Annotated in this window: 19 protein-coding genes; 11 read left to right on the forward strand and 8 right to left on the reverse strand. The window is 74.0% G+C overall.

Annotation, left to right across the window (positions count from 1 at the left end; all coding sequences use genetic code 11):
• Positions 1-163: 163 nt before the first annotated feature.
• The 4 genes from ACH4F2_RS11435 to ACH4F2_RS11450 all read left to right on the forward strand — a co-directional run bounded on the left by ACH4F2_RS11435 (position 164) and on the right by ACH4F2_RS11450 (position 3638).
• Entirely contained in the window at positions 164-1279 is a 1116-nt protein-coding gene (locus ACH4F2_RS11435) for a Gfo/Idh/MocA family protein (RefSeq protein WP_398132480.1), read from the forward strand.
• Positions 1276-2205, forward strand: coding sequence for a PmoA family protein (locus tag ACH4F2_RS11440; protein WP_398132481.1), 930 nt, complete (start codon positions 1276-1278; stop codon positions 2203-2205). Before ACH4F2_RS11435 ends, ACH4F2_RS11440 begins: the two co-directional genes overlap by 4 nt.
• Positions 2199-3017 (forward strand): cupin, encoded by an 819-nt coding sequence (locus tag ACH4F2_RS11445; protein ID WP_398132482.1) that lies wholly within the window; start codon positions 2199-2201, stop codon positions 3015-3017. The genes ACH4F2_RS11440 and ACH4F2_RS11445 overlap by 7 nt, the downstream gene beginning before the upstream one ends.
• Before the next feature lie 168 nt (positions 3018-3185).
• On the forward strand, positions 3186-3638 hold the full coding sequence (locus ACH4F2_RS11450; protein ID WP_398132483.1) for a phospholipase: 453 nt from the start codon (positions 3186-3188) through the stop codon (positions 3636-3638).
• 19 nt (positions 3639-3657) lie between these two features.
• Here ACH4F2_RS11450 and ACH4F2_RS11455 read toward each other — a convergent pair whose 3' ends face one another.
• From ACH4F2_RS11455 to ACH4F2_RS11465, 3 genes are all read right to left on the reverse strand, one after another.
• Positions 3658-4335 carry a phosphatase PAP2 family protein gene (locus ACH4F2_RS11455; RefSeq protein WP_398132484.1) on the reverse strand — a complete coding sequence of 226 codons (678 nt, stop codon included), beginning with the start codon at positions 4333-4335 and terminating at the stop codon, positions 3658-3660.
• Positions 4336-4504: 169 nt separating this feature from the next.
• Positions 4505-5164 (reverse strand): response regulator, encoded by a 660-nt coding sequence (locus ACH4F2_RS11460; protein ID WP_398132485.1) that lies wholly within the window; start codon positions 5162-5164, stop codon positions 4505-4507.
• Entirely contained in the window at positions 5161-6435 is a 1275-nt protein-coding gene (locus ACH4F2_RS11465) for a sensor histidine kinase (protein WP_398132486.1), read from the reverse strand. The genes ACH4F2_RS11460 and ACH4F2_RS11465 overlap by 4 nt, the downstream gene beginning before the upstream one ends.
• Before the next feature lie 133 nt (positions 6436-6568).
• Between ACH4F2_RS11465 and ACH4F2_RS11470 the strand changes: the two genes are divergently transcribed.
• Both ACH4F2_RS11470 and ACH4F2_RS11475 read left to right on the forward strand, forming a co-directional pair.
• Entirely contained in the window at positions 6569-7477 is a 909-nt protein-coding gene (locus ACH4F2_RS11470; RefSeq protein ID WP_398132487.1) for an ABC transporter ATP-binding protein, read from the forward strand.
• A complete protein-coding gene (locus tag ACH4F2_RS11475; RefSeq protein WP_398132488.1) occupies positions 7474-8310 on the forward strand; it encodes an ABC transporter permease subunit in 837 nt (278 codons plus the stop codon). Before ACH4F2_RS11470 ends, ACH4F2_RS11475 begins: the two co-directional genes overlap by 4 nt.
• A gap of 70 nt (positions 8311-8380) precedes the next feature.
• Here the strand turns inward: ACH4F2_RS11475 and ACH4F2_RS11480 are convergent, their stop codons facing one another.
• A complete protein-coding gene (locus tag ACH4F2_RS11480) occupies positions 8381-10639 on the reverse strand; it encodes a heavy metal translocating P-type ATPase (protein ID WP_398132489.1) in 2259 nt (752 codons plus the stop codon).
• Positions 10640-10714: 75 nt separating this feature from the next.
• A complete protein-coding gene (locus ACH4F2_RS11485) occupies positions 10715-10960 on the reverse strand; it encodes a heavy-metal-associated domain-containing protein (protein ID WP_398132490.1) in 246 nt (81 codons plus the stop codon).
• A 184-nt stretch (positions 10961-11144) separates the two neighbouring features.
• Between ACH4F2_RS11485 and ACH4F2_RS11490 the strand changes: the two genes are divergently transcribed.
• A complete protein-coding gene (locus ACH4F2_RS11490; protein WP_398132491.1) occupies positions 11145-12122 on the forward strand; it encodes a hypothetical protein in 978 nt (325 codons plus the stop codon).
• 25 nt (positions 12123-12147) lie between these two features.
• On the opposite strand, the gene ACH4F2_RS11495 is transcribed toward ACH4F2_RS11490, so the two are convergent.
• Entirely contained in the window at positions 12148-12927 is a 780-nt protein-coding gene (locus tag ACH4F2_RS11495) for a DeoR/GlpR family DNA-binding transcription regulator (RefSeq protein WP_398132492.1), read from the reverse strand.
• A 172-nt stretch (positions 12928-13099) separates the two neighbouring features.
• On the opposite strand from ACH4F2_RS11495, the gene ACH4F2_RS11500 reads away from it, so the two are divergent.
• Positions 13100-13981: an SIS domain-containing protein gene (locus ACH4F2_RS11500; protein WP_398132493.1), complete on the forward strand. Its 882-nt coding sequence runs from the start codon at positions 13100-13102 to the stop codon at positions 13979-13981.
• 203 nt (positions 13982-14184) lie between these two features.
• Positions 14185-15045, forward strand: a complete 861-nt coding sequence (locus ACH4F2_RS11505; RefSeq protein ID WP_398132494.1) for a ketose-bisphosphate aldolase — start codon at positions 14185-14187, stop codon at positions 15043-15045.
• A gap of 6 nt (positions 15046-15051) precedes the next feature.
• Here ACH4F2_RS11505 and ACH4F2_RS11510 read toward each other — a convergent pair whose 3' ends face one another.
• Positions 15052-16185 carry a methyltransferase gene (locus ACH4F2_RS11510; protein ID WP_398132601.1) on the reverse strand — a complete coding sequence of 378 codons (1134 nt, stop codon included), beginning with the start codon at positions 16183-16185 and terminating at the stop codon, positions 15052-15054.
• Positions 16186-16364: 179 nt separating this feature from the next.
• On the opposite strand from ACH4F2_RS11510, the gene ACH4F2_RS11515 reads away from it, so the two are divergent.
• A complete protein-coding gene (locus ACH4F2_RS11515) occupies positions 16365-17015 on the forward strand; it encodes an alpha-ketoglutarate-dependent dioxygenase AlkB family protein (RefSeq protein ID WP_398132495.1) in 651 nt (216 codons plus the stop codon).
• A 37-nt stretch (positions 17016-17052) separates the two neighbouring features.
• Positions 17053-18288 (forward strand): ROK family protein, encoded by a 1236-nt coding sequence (locus ACH4F2_RS11520; RefSeq protein ID WP_398132496.1) that lies wholly within the window; start codon positions 17053-17055, stop codon positions 18286-18288.
• A gap of 19 nt (positions 18289-18307) precedes the next feature.
• Here the strand turns inward: ACH4F2_RS11520 and ACH4F2_RS11525 are convergent, their stop codons facing one another.
• Complete coding sequence (locus ACH4F2_RS11525; protein ID WP_398132497.1) at positions 18308-18706, reverse strand: VOC family protein; 399 nt, start codon at positions 18704-18706, stop codon at positions 18308-18310.
• Positions 18707-19064 lie beyond the last annotated feature (358 nt).

A 19064-nucleotide genomic window follows, 5' to 3' on the forward strand; every position in this document is an offset into this window, starting at 1 on the left:
ACCGGCTCCGGTCCCCCCGGGCGACAGTCGACCAGCCGCGTGCCGAGCCCGCAAACGCTGGGGGGTTGTCCAGACATTCACTCCCCGCCTATGGTCTGCCGGAGTGAAAGCGCTTTCTAGCGGTGCGCGTGACTGCCGTGCGCCGGCGTCCGAGGAGGACCGCATGTCCCCACGCCCAGCCCGCCGCCGGGTCGCCGTGGTCGGTACCGGTGCCATCGTCACCGGCGGCCACCTGCCCGCCCTCCGGGCCCACGCCGACCGGACGGAACTGGTCGCCGCCGTCGACGTGGACCAGGACCGGCTCGACGCCTTCCGGGCCGAGGCGGGCGGGGACGTCGCCGGGTACACGTCGATGGGTGCCATGCTGGACGCCGTACGCCCCGACCTCGTCCTGATCGGCACGCCGCCGTCCCTGCACCGGGAGCAGACGGTGGCCGCCCTCAAGGCCGGCGCCTGGGTGCTGTGCGAGAAGCCGCTGTGCCTCTCCCTCGCCGAGTACGACGACATCGCGGCGGCCGAGGAGGCCTCCGGGGCGCACGCGTCCGTGATCTTCCAGCACCGGTACGGCTCGGGCGCAGCGCACGCCCGTGACCTGATCGCGAGCGGTGAGCTGGGTGCCCCGCTGGTCGCGCACTGCCAGACGACCTGGCACCGCGACGCCGGCTACTACGCGGTGCCCTGGCGCGGACGCTGGGCCACCGAGGGCGGCGGTCCGACCATGGGCCACGGCATCCACCAGTACGACCTGCTGCTGCATCTGCTGGGCCCCTGGGCGGAGGTGCGGGCCATGGCGTCACGGCTGGTCCACCACACCGAGAGCGAGGACGTCTCCACCGCCCTGGTGCGGTTCGAGAACGGCGCCCTGGCCACCGTCGTCAACAGCGTGCTCTCGCCGGACGAGGTGAGCCGCGTCCGCGTCGACTGCGCCGACGCGACGGTCGAGTTGACCCACCTGTACGGGCACCGCAACGACGACTGGACCTACACCCCGGCCCGGCACGTCGCCCCCGAACGCGCCGCCGCCTGGCGCACCCCGGCGGCGGACGTGCCCAGTTCGCACACCGCGCAGCTCGGCGCCGTGCTGGACGCCTGGGACGCCGGCGCGAGGCCGCCGGGCAGCGGTGCGGACGCCCGCGCCACGCTGGAGTTCGCCGCCGCCCTGTACAAGGCGGCGTTCACCGGACAGCCGGTCCTCGCGGGCGAGATCGCACCCGGCGACCCCTTCCACTCGGCCATGCACGGCGGCCACCCCGACTGGGCCCCCGAGGAGCACGCGTGAGTACCCTGAGCGTCAGCCACACCCACGGCGACCACCTCGCGGTCACCGCGGCGAACGGCACGGAGATCCTCCGCTACGTCTACCGCCCCGACCCGGAGCCCTTCGAGTCCCGCAAGCCCTACGCCCACCCGGTGCGCACCCTCACCGGACGCACGGTGACCGGCTACCGGCCGAACGACCACCGCTGGCACAAGGGCCTGCAGATGACGGCCAGTCATCTCTCCGGCCAGAACTTCTGGGGCGGCAACTCCTACGTCCACGGCGAGGGTTACCTGCCCCTGCCCGAGCGCATCGGTTCGATGCGGCACGACGGCTTCCCCGGCTGCACCGTCGAGGACGACCGGTTCGCGATCACCGAGAGCCTCACCTGGATCGAGAACGGCGGCGCCGAGTGGGCCCGGGAGGAGCGCGGCCTGACCGTCCACTCGGTCGACGAGGAGGCCGGTGCGTGGGCCCTGGACTGGTCGATCCGGCTCACCAACATCCGTGCGCAACCACTGGTGTTCGGCTCCCCGACCACGGCGGGCCGCGAGATGGCCGGTTACACCGGCCTCCAGTGGCGCGGCCCCCGCGACTTCACCGGCGGTACCGCCTTCGCCCCGGACGGTGCGGCGGGCGCCGGCACACTGATGGGTACCCAGGGGCCGTGGCTCGCGTTCACCGCCGAGCACGACGACGTCGACGTCCACTCCACACTCGTCTTCGCGCACGCGCCCGAGAACCTCGACGAGAAGACCGCCATCCACCCCTCCCACTGGTTCGTGCGCGCCGAACCGATCCCGACCGTGGCGTTCTCCTGGGCGTTCTTCGAGGAGTTCGAGCTGCCACCGGGCGAGTCCTTCGCCTACCGCTACCGCGTGGTGGTCGCCGACGGCGCCTGGGACGGCGACCGGATCGGGGCGTACCTGGAGAGCCTGCCGTGGTGAGCGACTCCGGGCCCCTGCTGTCCCACCCCCTGCCCGGCGCGGTCGGCCTGTCCCACCTGAGCGCCTACGACTGGGCGGCCGCCGACGGCGTCCGCGGTGGCAGCCCGCACCTGCACCTGGTGTGCACGGAGGCGTACGTCGTCACCGGCGGGCGCGGCGCGGTGCAGACGCTGAGCCCCGACGGCTACCGGGACATCCCGCTGGAGCCCGGCACCGTCGCCTGGTTCACGCCGGGCACGGTGCACCGCATGGTGCAGGGCGGCGACCTGCGCATCACCGTGCTGATGCAGAACAGCGGCCTGCCCGAGGCCGGGGACGCCGTCTTCACCTTCCCACCCGAGGTGCTGGCCGACCCGGAGGCGTACGCCGCCGCGGCCACGCTGCCACCCGGTGGCGGCCCGGAGACGGAGGCGGCGGCCCGGCGCCGCAGGGACCTCGCCGTCGTGGGCTACCTGGCCCTGCGCGAGGCACTCGTCGCCGGGGACGCCGGCCCGTACCGGGAGTTCCAGCGGGCCGCCGCCCGCCTGGTGCGCGACAGGGTGCCCGGCTGGCGTGAGCTGTGGCGGTCCGGGGCGCTGGCCACCGCCGAGCGCACCGGCGCCCAACTCGACGCGCTCACCGACGGCGACCCGGCGTACCTCGCCGCGGCCACCGCGTACGAGGCGGCGCCCACCCGGCTCGGCGGCTACGGCATGTGCGGCCGCCGCGACGAGTACGCGCTGGCGGGCACCACGCTGCCGTACCAGGGGGAGCAGCCCGTGGGCCAGGCACTGCCCGCGGTGGCCGACGTGCCGCGGGCGCCCGGAAGTTGACGGCCGCTCAGGTCGGGACGGGCGGTGTTCAGGTTCTGATCTCCTGCCGGGCCGAAGAGTTAATGGGTCATTAGGGCGGCAGATGTGTGAAGGGATGGCCGAGATGCGCATCATCTTGACATGAACCTGCGACCCGAGGGGCGGGTCGCACCCTCATGGAGGTGTGGAATGCACCGCAGACTCGCCACCGGACTCGCCGCCTCGGCCCTGGCCATGACCACCGTCCTCGCCACCGCCGCGACCGCCGACGCCGCTCCCGCCGACAAACCGCAGGTACTCGCGAGCTGGACCCAGACCAGCGCGTCCAGCCACAACGCCTGGACCGCCGCGCGCGCGAACCAGTCCGCCTGGGCCGCCTACGGGTTCGACTGGACCACCGACTACTGCTCCTCCTCGCCGGACAACCCGTTCGGCTTCCCGTTCAGCACCTCCTGCGCACGACACGACTTCGGATACCGCAACTACAAGGACGCGGGCTCCTTCAGCGCCAACAAGTCCCGCCTCGACAGCGCCTTCTACGAGGACCTCAAGCGAGTCTGCGCCCGCTACGGCGGCGCCACCAAGACCGCCTGCGACGGCACGGCGTGGACGTACTACCAAGCCGTGAAGGCTTTCGGCTGACGGCCCGCGCCGCGTCCGTCTACCCGGGCCCGGGCGGCGTCGCCGAGTAGACCGACCGCAGGCCCGGCACCGGAGCGGCCGCCGCCATCGCCAGCGCGGCGGCCGCACTGGCGATGCCCAGGACGGCGCCGGCGGCCACGTCACCCGGATAGTGCACGCCGGTGTGCACCCGGGAGTAGCCGACGGCACTCGCCAGCGCGCCGAGCGGGACGGCGGCGGCGGGCAGCACGACGCCGACCGCCGTGGCGAACGCGACCGCCGAGGCCGTGTGCCCGGACGGGAACGAGGCCGACGCGGGCATGGGCACATAGCGGTCCACCGTCACCCGCGCCGCCTCCCGGTCCGGCCGCGCCCTGCGCACCAGCCGCTTGCCCAGCAGATTCGAGGACGCCGACGCCACGGCGACCGCCCCCACCCCGACGAGGGCCGCCCGGCGCGGACGCGCACCGCTCACCGCGAGCGCGGCGGCGATCCCGAGCGAGACCTTCGAGTGGTCGGCGGCGTGGGACAGCCGGCGCAGCGCCCGGTCGAGCACGGGCGTGGACGTGGCGGCCACCGCCGCGTACAAGGCGCCGTCCACGGCACGCAGATCACCGAGTACGGCGGTGAGGGCGGCCCGCCTGCGCGGACGCGCCGGGCCGGGGTCCGGCGCGAGCGGGCCGCTGGTGTCCCCGTCGGCATCGGTCGGTTCGGTCATGGGGCTCCTGCTCCGCGGGCGATGGGACCGGGCGGCACCCGGGGGCGCCGTGGGCCCGCCGGCGCACCGAGTGCGGTCGTCGCCGCACCAGCCTGGTCCGTCTCAGGGCGCGCGGCGCGCCGGCGGGGCCCGTCCGGGGGACGACGCTGCGGACCTCGCCCCCGGCGACTCACCCGGAGGCCGACACCAGGCCCGTCTCGTAGGCGAGGATGACCAGCTGGACCCGGTCCCGGGCATCCAGCTTCGCCAGCAGACGGGTCAGATAGGTCTTGGCGGTGGCGATGCTGAGGCAGAGGGTGTCGGCGATCTCGGCGTTGGACAGACCCCGGCCGACCAGGGTGAGCACCTCGCGCTCGCGGTCGGTGATGCGGCCCAGCTCGGCACGCCGGGGCGGGGTTGCCCGGGAGCGGCCGGTGACCTCCTTGATCAGGCGCCGGGTGACACTCGGCGCGATCAGCGCGTCCCCGGCGGCGACGATCCGTACGGCGGCGAGGATGTCGTCCAGCGCCATGTCCTTGACGAGGAACCCGGACGCGCCGGCGTGCAGCGCTCCGTAGACGTCCTCGTCGTCGTCGAAGGTCGTCAGGACCAGGACGCGTGCGGCGTCGGGGCCGGAGGTGATCTGCCGGGTGGCCTCGATACCGTCCGTGCCGGGCATCCGCAGGTCCATCACGACGACGTCGGGGGCGAGCTCGCCGGTCAGCCGCACCGCCTCGGCGCCGTCCGCCGCCTCGCCCACGACCTCCAGGTCGGTGGTCTCGGCGATGACCAGCTGCAAGGCGGTGCGGATCAGGGGCTGGTCGTCCGCGAGTACTACACGAATGGTCATCCGGCCGTCGCCCTCGTTTCCGTTTCGGTGTGCGCGTCCACCGGCAGAGGCAGCCGGGCCGTCACCAGGAATCCGCCGCCGGGGCACGGGCCGGCCCGGAAGTCGCCGCCCAGCAGTGCGGCCCGCTCCCGCATGCCGGCCAGTCCGTAGCCCGTCTCCGTGCCCGCCGCGCCGCCGCTGCCGCGGTCACGGACCTCGACGGCGAGTTCGTCCTCGCGGTGCTCGACGCTCACCCGGCAGGAGCCGGCCCCGGAGTGGCGTACGACATTGGTCACCGCCTCCTGCACGATCCGGAACGCCGCCAGGTCGATCTCCGCGGGCAGTGGGCGGGGCGTGCCCCGCCACCGCACCTCCACGCTCACACCGGCGGCCGTCGTGGTGGCGGCGAGCCGGTCCAGGTCCGCGAGGCCCGCCGCCGGCCGCAGGGCGGACCAGCCCGGGCCGGGCTGCCGCGCACGGTCCCGTTCCTGGCCCGGGTCCCGGTCCTGGTCGGCCTGGCGCAGCGCGCCGAGCAGCCGCCGCAGTCCGGACAGCGTTTCACGGCCCGTCCGCTCGACCGTGCGCATCGCCTCCTTGGCCGCTTCCGGCCGGGAGTCGACGATCCGGGCGGCGGCACCGGCCTGCAGCGCGATGATGCCGATGCTGTGGGCGACCGTGTCGTGCATCTCCCGGGCGATGCGCAGCCGTTCGGCCGTGACGGCCTGCGCGGCGGCCCGCGCGTAGAGCTCCTCCGTGTGGGCGCGGGCCTGGTGCACGGAGTGGCCGACGAGCCAGGCGACGGCGAGTGTCAGAGCCACGAACGGCTCGGGCGCGGTACCGGAGTCCGGCCCCGGGACCCACCGCAGGACCGGGTAGCAGGCCAGCACGGCCAGCGTGCCGCCGGCCGCCGCGAGCGAGGTGCGCCGGGGCCGGCCGGCCGCCACATGACCGAGGGCGACGGACACGCCGAGGAACTGGAGCGGCGGAATCTCGTCCTGCCGCCAGGCCAGCGTCGACACGACCGTCCCCGCGACCACCAGCGCGTACGCCAGGGTCGTCCGGCGCCGCAGCAGCGCACAGCCGGCCAGCACGAGGCCGAAGGCCAGGAGCAGCAGCAGCCTGGCCCCCAGCGGCTCCAGGCCGTCGCGCGGATAGCTGAGGGAGTAGCCGGCCCGGGGCGGCATGAGGACGTACTCCACGACGGGTGACACCGCCGCCGCGCACCACACCAGCGCGGTCCATAGGCCCGGAGGCACCCGTTTGAGCAGCGGCAGCGGCGGTGAGACGGACATACGAAGATCGTAGGCGCGCGCCCGCGGCCGGTCATCCGCCTCTGGCTGTACAACCCTGGTCGACACCCCGGGCCGCCGGCTGTCGGCCACGGTCCGACGACGGGGGGCCACCCCGGCGGGCATCGTCGTGACCGTGATCGAAGTCAACGAGCTCACCAAGCGATACGGCGGCACGACGGCCGTCAAGGAGCTGACCTTCAGCGTTCGGCCCGGCCGGGTGACCGGGTTCCTCGGACCCAACGGCGCCGGAAAGAGCACGACACTGCGCCTGGTCCTGGGACTCCAGGAGCCCACGAGTGGCAGCGTCACCGTCGACGGCCGGCCGTTTCGGGCCCGCCGGCGAGGACTGCGCGACGTCGGCGCCCTGTTGGACGCGCACGACGTGCACGGCGGACGCAGCGCCCATGCGCATCTGTCGGCCCTGGCCCGCAGCAACCGCATCCCGCGCCACAGGGTGGCGGAGGTCCTGGGGCAGGCGGGTCTCGCCGATGTGGCGGGGCGCCGCATCGGCGGGTTCTCCCTCGGCATGAGACAACGGCTCGGTATCGCCGCCGCCCTGCTCGGCGACCCGCCGGTCCTGATCTTCGACGAACCGCTCAACGGCCTCGATCCCGAGGGCGTGAAGTGGGTGCGGGAGCTGTTCCGGCGGCTGGCCGCGGAGGGCCGCACCGTGTTCGTCTCCAGCCACCTGATGTCCGAAATGGAGCACACCGCCGACCAGTTGGTCGTCATCGGCCGGGGCGAGCTGATCGCGGCGGAGTCCCTCGCCGAGTTCGCGGCCCGCGGCACCCGGCCCGCCGTCACGGTGGGCACGCCCTCGGCGCCGGCCCTGGCGGACCTGCTGACGGCCGAGGGCGCGACCGTCCACGTGGAGGGCGACCTGCTGACCGTGACCGGCCTGTCCGCGGCCCGGGTCGGCGACATCGCCCAGCGGCACCGCGTCCCGTTGCACCACCTCGGTGCCAAGTCCGCCTCCCTGGAGGAGGCGTTCATGGAACTCACCGCCGACAGCGTCCAGTACCAGGCAGGAGAAGCCCGATGACCGCCACGGCGACATCCGTGCCCGCCACCGAGCCCCGCCCCCGTTTCAGGGACCTGGCCGCCGCCGAGTGGATCAAGCTCGCATCCCTGCGCTCCACCTGGATCGCGTACGGCGCCACCGCCCTGGCCGTCGTCGGCTTCAACGCGGGCACCGCCCACGACACCTACAGCCACTGGGGCGAACAGGGTGCCGAGGGGCGGGCCGGTTTCGTCCGGGACGGCATCCCCCTGCTGGACGCCTTCACCGCGAACGCGGCGATGATCATGGTGCTGGCCCTGGGTGTCCTCGGCGCACTGGTGATGGTCGGCGAGTACGCCTCGGGCACGCTGCGTACGACGTTCGCGGCCGTTCCGGACCGCCGCGCGGTGATGGCGGCCAAGGCGGTCGTCGTCGGCCTCGCCGCGACCGTGTTCGGCGGCGTCGTCGCCGCGGTCTCCTTCGCGCTGACCCAGGCGATCCTCGACGGCAGGGGCGTGGGGGTGCCGATCGACCACCCCGGCGCGCTGCGGGTCGTGGTCGCCTCCGCGCTGCTCGCCCCCGTGTGCGCCCTCACGGGACTGGCCCTCGGCACCCTCGTGCGGCAGACCGCGGCCACGATGACCGCGTGCGTGGCGGTCCTGTTCGTGCTGCCGCTCGTCGTCTCCGACGACCGGTACTGGTCGGCCCTCGTCGCGCACGCCCTGCCGTTCGAGGCGTGGAACCGGCTGGTCACCGTCACCCCCGCCCCGACCGGCTTCCCGTGGACCACGGCCGGCGCCTGGACCGTCTACGGGGCCTGGGCCGTGGGGGCCACCGCGCTGGCCGTCGTCGGCACCCACCGGCGTGACCAGTGAGCGGTCGAACGCCGGTGAGCCGTCGGCCGCCCGCACCGGGCGGCCGACGGCTCACCGGAGCGGAGACCGGTCAGCTCGCGGCCTTGAAGCCCCGCAGTCGCAGGGAGTTGCCGACCACGAAGACGGAGGAGAAGGCCATGGCCGCTCCGGCGATCATGGGGTTGAGGAGCCCGGTGGCGGCCAGCGGGAGTGCGGCGATGTTGTAGGCGAAGGCCCAGAAGAGGTTGGACCTGATCGTGCCGAGCGTCTTGCGGGCCAGGCGGATGGCGTCGGCGGCGGCGCGCAGGTCGCCGCGGACGAGGGTGAGGTCGCCTGCCTCGATGGCGGCGTCGGTGCCGGTGCCCATGGCCAGTCCCAGGTCGGCCTGGGCGAGCGCGGCGGCGTCGTTGACACCGTCACCGACCATCGCGACCGAACGGCCCTCGCCCTGGAGGCGCTTGACGACGTCGACCTTGTCCTCGGGCATGACCTCGGCGATGACCTGGTCGATACCGACGTGTGCGGCCACCGCCTCGGCGACGGCCCTGTTGTCGCCGGTGAGCAGGATCGGGGTCAGGCCCAGGGCGCGCAGCCGGGTGATCGCCTCGGGGCTGGTGTCCTTGACGGCGTCGGCGACTTCGAGGACGGCCCGTGCCTCGCCGTCCCAGGCGACGGCGATCGCGGTGCGGCCCGCGGCCTCGGCTTCCGCCTTGGCGTGTGCCAGGCCGACGGGCAGGCCCATGGCCCACTCGGCGAGCAGTTGCTCGCGGCCGACGAGGACGGCGTGCCCCTCGACGATCCCCTGCACGCCGAGTCCGGGGACGTTGGCGAAATCCTCCGGGACGGGCAGTACGCCGACGCGGTCGGCCGCCCCCGCCGCCACCGCCTGGGCGATCGGGTGCTCGGAGGAGTGCTCCAGGGCGCCGGCCAGTCGCAGGACGTCGGCCTCGTCGGTGCCGTCGGCGGTGTGCACGGCGAGCAGGGTCATGCGGCCGGTGGTGACGGTGCCGGTCTTGTCCAGGACGATGGTGTCGACCTTGCGGGTGGACTCCAGGACCTCGGGGCCCTTGATGAGGATGCCGAGCTGGGCGCCGCGCCCGGTGCCGACCATCAGCGCGGTCGGGGTGGCCAGGCCCAGGGCGCAGGGGCAGGCGATGATCAGGACGGCGACGGCGGCGGTGAACGCGGCGGTCAGTCCGGCGTCGTTGCCGATCCAGAAGCCGAGGGTGGCCAGGGCCAGGGCGATGACGACGGGGACGAAGACACCGGAGATGCGGTCGGCGAGCCGCTGGGCGGCGGCCTTGCCGTTCTGGGCGTCCTCGACGAGCTTCGCCATCCGCGCGAGCTGAGTGTCGGCGCCGACCCGAGTGGCCTCGACGACCAGCCGGCCGCCCGCGTTCAGCGTGGCGCCGGTGACCGCGTCGCCCACGCCGACCTCGACGGGCACCGACTCGCCGGTGAGCATGGAGGCGTCGACCGCGGAGGTGCCCTCGACGACCGTGCCGTCAGTGGCGATCTTCTCGCCGGGGCGGACCAGGAAGCGGTCGCCCACCGCCAGCTCGCCGGTGGGGATCGTGCGTTCAGTGCCGTCCGGGCCCAGCACGGTGACGTCCTTGGCGCCCAGCTGGAGCAGGGCCTTCAGCGCGGCACCGGCCTTGCGCTTGGAACGGGCCTCGAAGTAGCGGCCGGCGAGGATGAAGGCGGTCACCCCGGCGGCGGCCTCCAGGTAGATGTTCCCGGCGCCGTCGGTGCGGGCGATGGTCAGCTCGAAGGGGTGGGTCATGCCGGGAGTGCCGGCGGTGCCGAGGAACAGCGCCCACAGCGACCACAGGAACGCGGCCGACGTGCCGACCGAGATCAGCGTGTCCATGGTGGCCGCGCCGTGCCGGGCGTTGGTGAGGGCGGCCTTGTGGAAGGGCCATGCGGCGTAGGTCACCACGGGCGCCGTCAGGGTCAGCGACAGCCACTGCCAGTACTCGAACTGCAGCGCCGGCACCATGGCCATCGCGACCACCGGGACGGCCAGTGTCACCGCGGTGATCAGCCGCTCTCGCAGCGGCCGCAGATCGTCGGCGGGCTCGGTGCTTTCCGTGCCGGGTGCGGGCTCGGCACGTACCGGCTCGGGCTCGCGGGCGGTGTAGCCGGTCGCCTCGACCGTGGCGATCAGGTCCGGGACGGACACGTCACCGGCGTAGTGGACCTTGGCCTTCTCCGTCGCGTAGTTGACGGTGGCGGTGACCCCGTCCATCCGGTTGAGCTTCTTCTCGATCCGGGCGGCGCACGAGGCACAGGTCATGCCGCCGATGGCGAGTTCTACCTCGGCCGTTGCGCTGGTCGTGCTGGTGGTCATGGCTGCTCCTGATGCGGGGTCGTCGGCCGGGACCCGACGAGCGGGTCCCGGCGGTGGCGGGGCAGTGCGGGGCGGTCAGACGCGGCCGGTCAGCTCGTAGCCGGCCTCGTCGACGACCTCGGCGATCGCGGCGTCGTCCGGCTCGGCGGGTCCGGTGACGGTGACCCGGCCGGTGTCGACCTGGACGTCGACGCCGGTGACGCCGTCCAGCTCACCGATCACCCGAATGAGCGTCGCCCTGCAGTGCCCGCAGCTCATCCCGGCGACCGCGTAGGTGGTGCTGACGGGCTGGGTGACGGGGGTGGTGACAGTCGAAGCCATGGCTTCCTCCAGGATCTCGTCGCATACGGGGCCGGGGTATCCCCGCCGAGTCCATGTATACCCCTAGGGGGTACCAAGCGCAACTCTCCGACTCTCTTGACTCGGTACCCCTGGGGGGTATGGTGAGGTGCAGGAAGAGGCCTCCGCGCGAGCCGGAGACCCTGAATCGCAGGAGGACGACGTCATGCACACCGGACTGAGGATCACCGCGTTCGCCGCCGCACTGGCCGCCACCTTCGGCACCGCCTACGGCGTCGGCAGGGGACTGGACCCGGTCGTCGCGGAGAGCGCGCCCGCGCCCCACGACCAGCACAGCGGGCCATCGGTCCAACCGGGGGAGGCGGGGGTGGGCGGCGCCCGCGCGGAGCATGAGGCCACCCCGCCCGGCGGACTGCAGATCTCCGAGAACGGCTACACCCTCGACCTCGCCACTGCGCGCGTCACCGCCGGTCAGCGCAGCGAACTGCGTTTCACCGTCCGGGACGGCAACGGCGAGGCCGTCACCGCATACCAGCGCGAGCACGACAAGGAACTCCACCTCATCCTGGCCTCACGCGACCTGATCACCTACCGCCACCTGCACCCCACCCGCGCCGCCGACGGCACCTGGAGCACCCCCGTCGACCTGCCCCGCGCGGGCGGGTACCGCGTCTTCGCCGACTTCACCCCGGCGCAGAAGAACGCGGAGAACCTCACGCTCGGCGCCGACCTCGCCGCCGCCGGCCGCTACGAGCCCGCACGCCTGCCGGCCCCGAACGGCACCGCCCGCACCGACGGCTATCAGGTCGAACTCGCCGGTTCCCTGCGCCCCGGCAGGGCGAGCGAGCTGAAACTGAAGGTCTCCCGCGACGGCCAACCCGTCACCGACCTCCAGCCCTACCTCGGCGCCTACGGTCACCTGGTCGCCCTGCGCTCCGGCGACCTCGCCTACCTCCACGTCCACCCGAACGGCGAACCCGGCGACGGCAGCACGGAGCCCGGTCCGGAGATCTCCTTCACGGCCACCGCGCCCAGCGGCGGTACGTACCGCCTCTTCCTGGACTTCCAGCACCAAGGCAAGGTCCACACCGCGGCGTTCACCGTACGGGCCGGATCGGCGCCCGGCGTGGAGGAACCCGCCCCGACCGCCACGGCAGGGCACGGCGACGGTCACGGCCACTGACGGCCATGGACCGCCGGCCGGCCGCTCAGGCCGTGACGACCCGGACCCCCGCCTCCTCGAACTGCCGCACCAGGTCCGGGTCGGCCGCATCGTCCGTGACCAGTGTGTCCACCGATTCGGCCGCGCAGATCCGGGCGAACGCCCGTCGGCCCAGCTTGCTGGAGTCGGCCGCCACGACCACGCGCTCGGCGCGCTCGCACAGCAGCCGGTTGATCGCGGCCTCCGCCTCGTCGTGGGCCGCGGCACCGTGCGCGGCGTCGAAGGCGACGACGCCCAGCACCGCGACGTCGAGTGTCACCTGACCCAGCACCCCGTCCGCGAGCGGTCCGATCAGCTCGTACGACTGGGCCCGGGCCACCCCGCCCGTCACCACGATCTTGAACTGCGGCCGGACGGCCAGCTCGTTCGCGATGTTGAGCGCGTTGGTGACCACGGTCAGCGCGGGGGTGCCGGAGGCCAGGTCGGCGCGCACGGCCAGGGCACGCGCCACCTCGGTCGTGGTCGTGCCTCCGGTCAGCCCCACCGCCTCGCCGGGCGCCACCAGATCGGCGACCGCCCGAGCGACGCGCTGCTTCTGTGAGGCGCGGCGGGCCGTCTTGTAGCGCAGCGGCAGCTCGTACGAGACCCCGTGCACGACCGCGCCACCGCGCGTGCGCACGAGCATCTGCTGCTCGGCGAGCCGGTCGAAGTCACGGCGGATCGTCGCGGCCGAGACCTCCAGCTCGGTCGCCGCCTCCTCGACGTCCAGCCGGCCGCGCTCGACGAGCAGTTCCAGCAGCGCCTTCCAGCGGGCGTCGCGCGACATCCGCGCCTCCGTTCCTCGATCTCCCGCCGACCCTAGCGCACCCCCTCTTCACTCCGTGTTGCTTGATTGTGCTTGAAAGCTGGCTATATCTTGCAGGAACAATCAGAGCAGTGGAGGGCCGGTGGATCAATGGATCGACGGGTCACGGCTCAGTGATCGGGGAGTGTGCGGCATGACGTATGTCGAGGACGAGCTCAACAGCCAGCCCGAGTGCTGGACGCGGGCCGCCGAGGAGGCGGCACGGCACACGGCGGCACTGCCCGCGACGGGGGAGCGGGTGGCGATCGTCGGCTGCGGTACCTCGTACTTCATGGCCCAGTCGGCGGCGGCGCTGCGCGAGGACGCGGGCCGGGGCGAGACGGACGCGTTCACCGCCTCCGAGTTCCCGCGGGGCCGCTCGTACGACCGTGTCGTCGCCCTCACCCGCTCCGGCACCACCACCGAAGTACTGGAACTGCTCGCGGAGTTGAGGGGCCGCACCCGCACGGTCGCGGTCACCGCCGACCCGGACACGCCCGTCATGGCCACCACCGGCGACGTGGTGGTCCTCGACTTCGCGGACGAACGGTCGGTCGTGCAGACCCGGTTCGCGACCACCGCCCTCACCCTGTTCCGCGCCCACCTGGGCCTGCACACCGACGCGGTCGTCGCCGACGCCCGCGCCGCCCTCGCGGCCGAGCTGCCCGAGGGGCTCGTCGAGCGGAGCCAGTTCACCTTCCTCGGCCGGGGCTGGACCGTCGGACTCGCCAACGAGGCCGGGCTGAAGATGCGTGAGGCGTCCCTGTCCTGGACCGAGGCCTACCCGGCGATGGAGTACCGGCACGGCCCCATCAGCATCAGCACCGTCGGCACGGCGACCTGGATGTTCGGCGAGGCGCCCGAGGGACTGGCCGGCCAGGTCCGGGCCACCGGCGCGCTGTGGGTGCCCGGGGAGCTCGACCCGCTCGCCGAACTGGTCCGCGCCCAGCGGCTCGCGGTCGCCGTCGCCGCCGCCCGCGGCCTCGACCCGGACCGGCCCCGCCACCTCGCCCGCTCGGTGATCCTCGCTCCTTGAGGCCCCCCGGCCTCCGGCGCCCGCCCCGTGAGGCCCCTGAGGCCCCTGCCCCTGAGGCCTCCGGCCCTCGACCCCCGAGGCTCCCTGCCCTCGACCCCCGAGGCCCCTGCCCCCTGGCCCCTGCCCCCTGACTTCTGAGGCCCCTGGCCCCGATCCCTGACGCCCCCGGCCCTCGGGCTCCGACGCCCGGGAAGGGAGAGACCGTGCCCCTCGCCAGCACCGGCGACCTGGTCGGCCGTGCCGCGGCCGCGCGCACCGCCGTCGCCGCTTTCAACGTCATCACCCTGGAGCACATCGAGGCCGTCGTCACCGGCGCCGAGTCCGTACGTACGCCCGTCGTCCTCCAGGTCAGTGAGAACGCCGTGAAGTACCGCTACGGCCGCCTGCTGCCCCTGGCCCGCGCTGCCGCCGCGGCGGCCGAGGGTGCCGCCGTGCCCGTCGCCCTGCACCTCGACCACGTCCAGAGCGACGGCCTGCTGCGCCAGGCCGCGGACGCCGGCTTCAGCTCCGTGATGTACGACGCCTCCCGGCTGCCGTACGCGGAGAATCTCGCGGCGACCCGGGCCGCCGCCGACTGGGCACACGCCCAGGGCCTGTGGATCGAGGCCGAGTTGGGGGAGGTCGGCGGCAAGAACGGCGCACCGCCGCTCGACGCCCACGCGCCCGGAGCCCGCACCGACCCCGTCGAGGCGCGTGCCTTCGTCACCGACTCCGGCGTGGACGCCCTGGCCGTCGCCGTCGGCAGCTCCCACGCCATGACCACGCGCACCGCCACCCTCGACCACGACCTGCTCAAGGAGCTGTCGGGCGCGCTGGACGTGCCGCTCGTGCTGCACGGCTCCTCCGGAGTCCCGGACGGCGAACTCGCCGCGGCGGTCGCGGGCGGCATCTCCAAGGTCAACGTCGGCACCGCCCTCAATCTCGCCATGACCGAAGCGATCAGAGAGTTCCTCGCCGCGCATCCCGCAGCGGTCGACTCCCGCGGCTACCTCACCGCCGGGCGGGAGGCCATGGCCCGGACGGTGGCGACGATCGTCCAGGGGGTGGCCCGGACGGCCTCCTGACGGCGACTACTTCCTGACGGCCTTCAGCACCACGAACTTGCGGTCACTCGCCACCAGCTCGCTGTTCCCGAACAGGCGGCGCAGCCTGACGTGGTAGCCCAGGTGCCGGTTGCCGATCACCCACAGCTCGCCGCCGGGGCGCAGCACGCGCCGCGCCCCGGTGAACATCCGCCACGCCGTGGCGTCGGTCGTCGCCTGGTGGGAGTGGAACGGCGGGTTGTTGAGCACCAGGTCGACGCTGCCGTCCGGCACCCCGGCCAGCCCGTCACCGACCCGGAACTCCGCCTGCCCCGCCGCCCCGTTCGCCTTGTACGTCGCTTCCGCGGAGGCGACGGCCTGGAAGGACTCGTCGGTGAACAGCACCTCGGCCGCGGGGTCGGCCAACGCGACCGCCGTACCGACCACACCGTTGCCGCAGCCCAGGTCCACCACCCGCCGGGCGCCGCCGGTGTCCGGGAGGTGCTGGAGGAAGAACCGGGTGCCGATGTCGAGCCGGTCGGCGCAGAACACCCCGGCGTGGCTGACGACGGACCGTCCGGAGAGCGGTCCGGCGTCGTCGGGGAGCCGGTAGCCGAGCGGCCAGGGGTTGGCGGGCCGCTTCAGCGAGAGGTCGGGTGCGGCGAAGATGAGCCGGGCCTTCTTCTCGGCCAGTGAGGTCCGGGTCGGCCCGACGATCCGCTCGAACAGCCTGAGCGTGGAGGTGTGGATCTCCTTGACCATTCCCGTGCCGACGACGACCGTGCCCTCGTGCAGCGCGGGCGCCAGCCGCAGTAGCTGGTCCTCCAGCAGCGCCAGGCTCTTCGGAACCCGCACCAGCAGCACGTCGACGCGGTCCGGCGGCGGGTCCTGCGTCGTGAGCAGGCGTACGGAGCCCGGCTCCACGCCGCTCCGCTCCAGGTTCGCGCGCGTCGCCTCCCGGGTGAGGTGCGAATCGGTGATCTGCACCGGCCGGTGCGCCGCCAGCGCCGTCACCAGCGCGCCCCAGCGGTCACCGACGACCACGACCGTGCCCGTGAGCGGGACCTCCTGATCCGCGAGGTGCCCGAGCAGATACTCGTCGGAGGCGTCCCAGGCGCGGAGCCGGTCGCGCGGGTCCTCGGGAAAGCGGGCCAGCACGTGCTCGCCCCATGGAGTCGTCATACGGTCGTCGCGGTCGTTCATCGTGCGTCCAGGCTAGCCGAGCCGCAGCTCAGACCGTGCCGGACGGAGTGAAGGGGGGCGGGCGGGGCGCGAAAGGAGGGGGAGGCATGGGCGGGGCGCGAGGGGAGAGGGGCATGGGCAGGGCGCCAGGTGGAGGGGGACGCGGGCAGGATGGGAACATGGACGCCGAACTGTTCCCCAGGACTCGTACCGAGCCGGCGCCCGGCGCCGTCCACGTGCCGGACTGGCTGGACCCGGGACGGCAGCGCGAGCTGCTGCACGCCTGCCGCGAGTGGGCCCGCCCACCGGCGGGACTGCGTACGGTGCGCACTCCCGGCGGCGGCACGATGACCGCCCGGCAGGTCTGCCTCGGGTGGCACTGGTACCCGTACGCCTACGACCGCACCGTCGTCGACGGCGACGGCACCCCTGTGAAGCCCTTCCCGGACCGGCTCGGCGACCTCGGCCGCCGGGCGGTGAGCGACGCGCTGGGCGCCGGCGCGGTGGCGGACGCGCCGTACGACATCGCGCTGATCAACTTCTACGACTCCGACGCCCGCATGGGCATGCACCGCGACGCAGACGAGAGGTCCGACGCGCCCGTGGTGTCCCTGAGCCTCGGCGACACCTGCGTCTTCCGCTTCGGGAACCCGGCGACCCGGAGCCGCCCCCACACGGACGTCGAGCTGCGCAGCGGCGACCTGTTCGTCTTCGGCGGGCCGTCCCGGCTCGCGTACCACGGGGTACCGCGGGTGCACGCGGGCACCGCACCGCCCGAGTTGGGGCTCACCGGGCGGCTGAACATCACGCTCCGGGTCAGCGGCCTCTAGGCACCCCGCACCCGCGGATCATGGGAGACTCCCCCTCATGAGCGGCAAGGCGGACCCCCGGGCGGGGGAAGGGACCACCTCGAGGACGCGGCTGGACCGGGGGCGCGGCGCGCTCGGACCCGCGTTGGAGCTCGTGCACACCGGACGCGCCCCCACCCGGGCCGTCCTCACCGCCGAACTCGGCGTGACCCGGGCCACGGCCGGCGCGGTCGCCGCCGAACTGGAGGCGCTCGGCCTGATCCGGGTCGACGCCCGTCCAGCCGCGGCGGCCGGCTCTCAGGGCCGCCCCTCGCACCGCCTGGCGGTCGCCGAGGACGGGCCCGTCGCCCTCGCCGCCCAGATCCACGCCGACGGATTCCGCGCCGCCCTGGTCGGCCTCGGCGGCCGGATCGTCGCCACCGCGCCCGGCTGCGAGGTCGTCGACGCCGACCCGGCGAAGGTCCTCGGCTCCGTCGTCGAGGCGGGCGCGGAGCTCCTCCGGGAGACCGGGCGCCGCTGCGTCGGCGCGGGACTGGCCGTACCGTCCGCCGTCGCGGAACCGGAGGGGCTGGCCCTGAACCCGCTCCACCTGGCCTGGCCGGCGGGCGCGCCCGTGCGGCGGATCTTCGCCGAGCAGGTGCGCGCCGCCGGTATCGACGGCCCCGCGTTCGCCGCGAACGACGTCAACCTCGCCGCGCTCGCGGAGCATCGGCACGGCGCCGGACGCGGCGCCCGCGACCTGCTGTGCGTGGCCACCGGCCACCGCGGGGTAGGCGGCGCGCTGGTCCTCGACGGGCGCCTGCACATGGGCAGTTCGGGACTCGCCCTGGAGGTCGGCCACCTCACCGTCAACCCCGAGGGCCGCCCCTGCTACTGCGGCGGCCACGGCTGCCTGGACGTGGAGACCGACCCGCTGGCGTTCCTCACGGTGGCCGGCCGCGAGCCGGGCCCAGAGGTGTCACTGCTCCAGCAGTCCAACGACCTGATCCGCGGTCACTACGCCGACCCGGCCGTCCGCACCGCCACCGAGACCCTCATCGACCGCCTCGGCCAGGGCCTCGCCGGCCTGGTCAACATCCTCAACCCCGACCGCATCATCCTCGGCGGGCTCCACCGCGCGCTCCTCGACGCCGACCCCGAGCGCCTGCGCGCCGTCGTCGCCGACCGCAGCCTGTGGGGCCAGAGCGGCGGCGTGCCCATCCTGCCCTGCAGCCTGGACCACAACAGCCTGGTCGGCGCGGCCGAACTGGCCTGGCAGCCGGTCCTGGACGATCCGCTGGGCGCGTTGGACTAGCCTGGCGGTTTCCGGCCGGTCAGGGCGCCGGCCGGTCGCCGCCGCTCGGCGCGTGACTGAGGTCGACGACGCAGAAGATGTTGCCGTCCGGGTCGGCGAGGACCACGAAGTCGGGGTCGGGCGGGTACAGGTCCCACTCGACGGCCCGAGCACCGAGACCGATCAGCCGCCGCACCTCCGCCTGCTGCTCCTGCGCCGTGTCCGTGAACAGGTCCAGGTGGAGCCGCGGACGCGGTTCGGCAGGCGACTCGCTGCGCAGCAGGCCCAGGGCCCGGCCGGAGCCGTCGGCGTGACAGAGCGTGCGCCATGTCTCGCTCTGCCACTCCTCGGTGGTGACCAGGTTCAGAGCAGCCGTCCAGAACGCCACCGCGCGGGGCAGGTCCGTGACGCCGATGACAGGGATACCGAGTCTCAGCATGCGCCCGAGCCTACGTGCCGGGCGGCGCCGTGGCCCAGCGGGTACGGCCCCGTCGCGGCCACCGGATCCGGGAGGCGCGAGCGGACGGCGCGAGCCCTCCCCGCGGCGTACGCACGTGGCCGCAGACCTCAGACCGCAGACCTCGGACCGCAGACCGCAGACCTCAGACCGCCGACTGCCGACCGTCGGCCGAACTTCGACGAGCGCGGGCCGACTTCGGCGAGCGCGGGGTGCGGAAACGGCCGCGGGGAACGCCGCCCCCGCCCCCGAGCCCGTGGCCGAAATCGCCGCGCGCGGACCGGCGGGCGTGGCCGCGCTCCCCGCGCTCGGACCGCGACCGGCGTGAAGCGGCCACCGA

The organism is Streptomyces sp. NPDC017890, from assembly GCF_044328675.1.
Lineage (GTDB): Bacteria > Actinomycetota > Actinomycetes > Streptomycetales > Streptomycetaceae > Streptomyces.

Excerpts from the sequence above, each read along its gene's own strand:
- ACH4F2_RS11435 (WP_398132480.1), top strand. The coding sequence starts at position 164 with ATGTCCCCACGCCCAGCCCGCCGCCGGGTCGCCGTGGTCGGTACCGGT.
- ACH4F2_RS11450 (WP_398132483.1), top strand. The coding sequence starts at position 3,186 with ATGCACCGCAGACTCGCCACCGGACTCGCCGCCTCGGCCCTGGCCATG.
- ACH4F2_RS11455 (WP_398132484.1), bottom strand. The coding sequence starts at position 4,335 with ATGACCGAACCGACCGATGCCGACGGGGACACCAGCGGCCCGCTCGCG.
- ACH4F2_RS11460 (WP_398132485.1), bottom strand. The coding sequence starts at position 5,164 with ATGACCATTCGTGTAGTACTCGCGGACGACCAGCCCCTGATCCGCACC.
- ACH4F2_RS11465 (WP_398132486.1), bottom strand. The coding sequence starts at position 6,435 with ATGTCCGTCTCACCGCCGCTGCCGCTGCTCAAACGGGTGCCTCCGGGC.
- ACH4F2_RS11475 (WP_398132488.1), top strand. The coding sequence starts at position 7,474 with ATGACCGCCACGGCGACATCCGTGCCCGCCACCGAGCCCCGCCCCCGT.
- ACH4F2_RS11480 (WP_398132489.1), bottom strand. The coding sequence starts at position 10,639 with ATGACCACCAGCACGACCAGCGCAACGGCCGAGGTAGAACTCGCCATC.
- ACH4F2_RS11485 (WP_398132490.1), bottom strand. The coding sequence starts at position 10,960 with ATGGCTTCGACTGTCACCACCCCCGTCACCCAGCCCGTCAGCACCACC.
- ACH4F2_RS11490 (WP_398132491.1), top strand. The coding sequence starts at position 11,145 with ATGCACACCGGACTGAGGATCACCGCGTTCGCCGCCGCACTGGCCGCC.
- ACH4F2_RS11495 (WP_398132492.1), bottom strand. The coding sequence starts at position 12,927 with ATGTCGCGCGACGCCCGCTGGAAGGCGCTGCTGGAACTGCTCGTCGAG.
- ACH4F2_RS11500 (WP_398132493.1), top strand. The coding sequence starts at position 13,100 with ATGACGTATGTCGAGGACGAGCTCAACAGCCAGCCCGAGTGCTGGACG.
- ACH4F2_RS11510 (WP_398132601.1), bottom strand. The coding sequence starts at position 16,185 with ATGACGACTCCATGGGGCGAGCACGTGCTGGCCCGCTTTCCCGAGGAC.
- ACH4F2_RS11515 (WP_398132495.1), top strand. The coding sequence starts at position 16,365 with ATGGACGCCGAACTGTTCCCCAGGACTCGTACCGAGCCGGCGCCCGGC.
- ACH4F2_RS11520 (WP_398132496.1), top strand. The coding sequence starts at position 17,053 with ATGAGCGGCAAGGCGGACCCCCGGGCGGGGGAAGGGACCACCTCGAGG.
- ACH4F2_RS11525 (WP_398132497.1), bottom strand. The coding sequence starts at position 18,706 with ATGCTGAGACTCGGTATCCCTGTCATCGGCGTCACGGACCTGCCCCGC.